General features: G+C 74.3%; 1 protein-coding gene and 1 pseudogene. Both read right to left on the reverse strand.

Annotated features, from left to right (window positions below):
* Positions 1-631: pseudogene (locus MCAG_RS01990) on the reverse strand (beta-ketoacyl synthase N-terminal-like domain-containing protein); the annotation flags it as partial.
* Entirely contained in the window at positions 628-2,217 is a 1,590-nt protein-coding gene (locus MCAG_RS01995; protein ID WP_007071322.1) for a class I adenylate-forming enzyme family protein, read from the reverse strand. The pseudogene MCAG_RS01990 and the gene MCAG_RS01995, both read right to left, overlap by 4 nt.
* Between the last annotated feature and the right edge of the window lie 78 nt (positions 2,218-2,295).

A 2,295-nucleotide genomic window follows, 5' to 3' on the forward strand; every position in this document is an offset into this window, starting at 1 on the left:
CCAGCCCCGGGCGAGCGCCCGGGCATTGCCTTAAGGTGTCGGCGAAGGTGGGAAACAGCGGGGCCTCGCTGGCCCCGCAGACCACCACGTCGGCCTCCCCCGCCCGGATCAGCCGCACCGCGTCGGCGACGGACTGGGCACCGGAGGCGCACGCCGTGCCGACCGACGAGCTGTAGCCACGGATGCCGTGGGCGATGGCGATCCGCGCCGCCGGCATGTTCGGCAGGATCCCGGTCAGCAGGTACGGGCTGACCGCCGCCCGGCCTCGCTCGGCCCGCGCCAGCACCTGCCGTTCCAGGGTGGACATCCCGCCGACGCCGCCGACGATCACGCCGATCCGGCCGGGGTCGACGTCGCGGCCGACCTCGATGCCGGCGTCGGCGAGCGCGGCGGCGGCGGCGAGCAGGGCCAGCACGACGATCCGGTCCACCACCCGGGCCTCCGGGCCGGACACGACGGTACGCGCGTCGATCTCCGGCAGCAGCCCGGCGGACTCCAGCGACTCGCGGGCGGGGTGGTCCTGCGGCGGGCGGTGAAGCCCCGACCGGCCGGCGAGCAGGGCGTCGAAGGTCTCCCCCACGCCCCGGCCGACCGGGGTGAACAGGCCCATCCCGGTGATGACAGCCGTCACGACGGCGACTCGGTCAGGTAGCGTGCGCGCAGCACCACCTTGCGAACCTTTCCGGTGACGGTGACCGGGATGTCCTCGGAGCGCACCGGCACCACCCGGCGCAGGGTCGCCCCGACGTCCGCGCCGAGCGCGGCGCGGACGGCCTCGGTGCGGTCGGTGCCCGGGTCGGCCCCGGCCGCCAGTTCCAGCAGCACGTCGGTGACGACCCGGTCGCCCTCCTTCACGATCACCACCGTGCAGTCGGTGACGTCGGGGCAGGCGGCGAGGACCCGCTCCTCGGACAGGGCGGTGAAGAACCGCCGTCCGTCGCCGACCTCGACGGAGTCGACCGCCCGGTCCAGGTGGTAGTACCGGCCCTCGTCGTCGGCGTACACCAGGTCGCCGGTGAGGTACCAGCCGCGCAGCCGGAACCGGTAGGTGGTGACCGAGTCGTTCCAGTAGCCCCGGAACAGCGACGGCGAGTCGATGCCGAGGAAGCCGACCTGCCCCGGAGGCAGTTCGTTGCCGTCGGCGTCGAGCACCGCGACCTTCGTGAACCGGTACGGCCGGCCCACGCAGCGACCGTATCGGTCGGTGTCGGCGGTGTGGGTGATGTGGAACATCGAGTGGCCCATCTCGCTGGAGCCCAGCCCGTCGATGAAGACGGAGCCGGGCACCCGCACGACGCCCTGGCGGGTCACGGTGTCCCGCGAGCCGACCGCGACGAGCCGGCGCACGTGCGGCTCGTGCGAGCAGTCGCCGGTGTTGAACCACAACCGCACCGAGTCCAGGTCGTACGCGGACAGGTCGAACCGGGCCAGCTCCGCCCAGGTGACGGAGAAGCCGAACACGCCGTCCGGCCGCCACCGCTGGATCGCGTCGAGCACCCGCTCGCCGCCCTGGTCGGACAGCAGGAACATCTCCGCCCGGTTGCCCAGCGCCTGGTTGACCATGAGCACGGTCGCGGTGTGCGGGGCGGGCAGCGCGTTGAGGATGCGGCCGGTGCCCTGCGCCTGTGGCATGGACAGCAGGTGCCGGGTGGCGGCGAACAGGCTCGCGTGCGAGTGCAGCACCGCCTTGGGCACCCCGGTGGTGCCGGAGGTGTGGGTGATGACGATCGGGTCGTCGGGGTGGTGCCGGTAGTGCGCCGGCGCGGCGGCCGGGTCACCCGTGCCGGCGTCGGCGGGCGTGCCGAGCAGCGGCACGCCGAGGTCGTGCCCGGCCAGCAGCTCGGTGTGCGCGGCGTCGGCGAGCACGCCCGCGCCGCGCAGCCGGCGGATGTACTCGGCGGCGATCTCCGGGCGCAGCCTGCCGTTCATCAGCGCGGGAATCGCGCCGAGTCGGGTCAGCGCCAGGAAGCTGAGCACCATGTCGGCGGCGGCGGTGGCCCAGACGGCGACCGGGTCGCGCGGCTTGACGCCCCGGGCGTGCAGCCAGGCGGCCCGGGCGGCGACCCGCTCGTCGAGCTGACCCAGCGTCAGCGGACGTTCGGCGGGATGCTCGTCCACGGCAGTGTCGAAGGTCAGTCCCGGGCCGTCCGGGTCGGCGCCGTGCGCCAGCACCCGGGCCAGCACGTTGCCGGCGCCCAGCTCGGTGTCGGCGGCCAGCTACCCGCGCAGTCCCTTGGTCTTCATCGTGCGTCTCCTCCAGCACAGCAGCACCGCGACGGCGGCGGTGCCGGGCGG

Source organism: Micromonospora sp. ATCC 39149, assembly GCF_000158815.1.
Lineage (GTDB): Bacteria > Actinomycetota > Actinomycetes > Mycobacteriales > Micromonosporaceae > Micromonospora.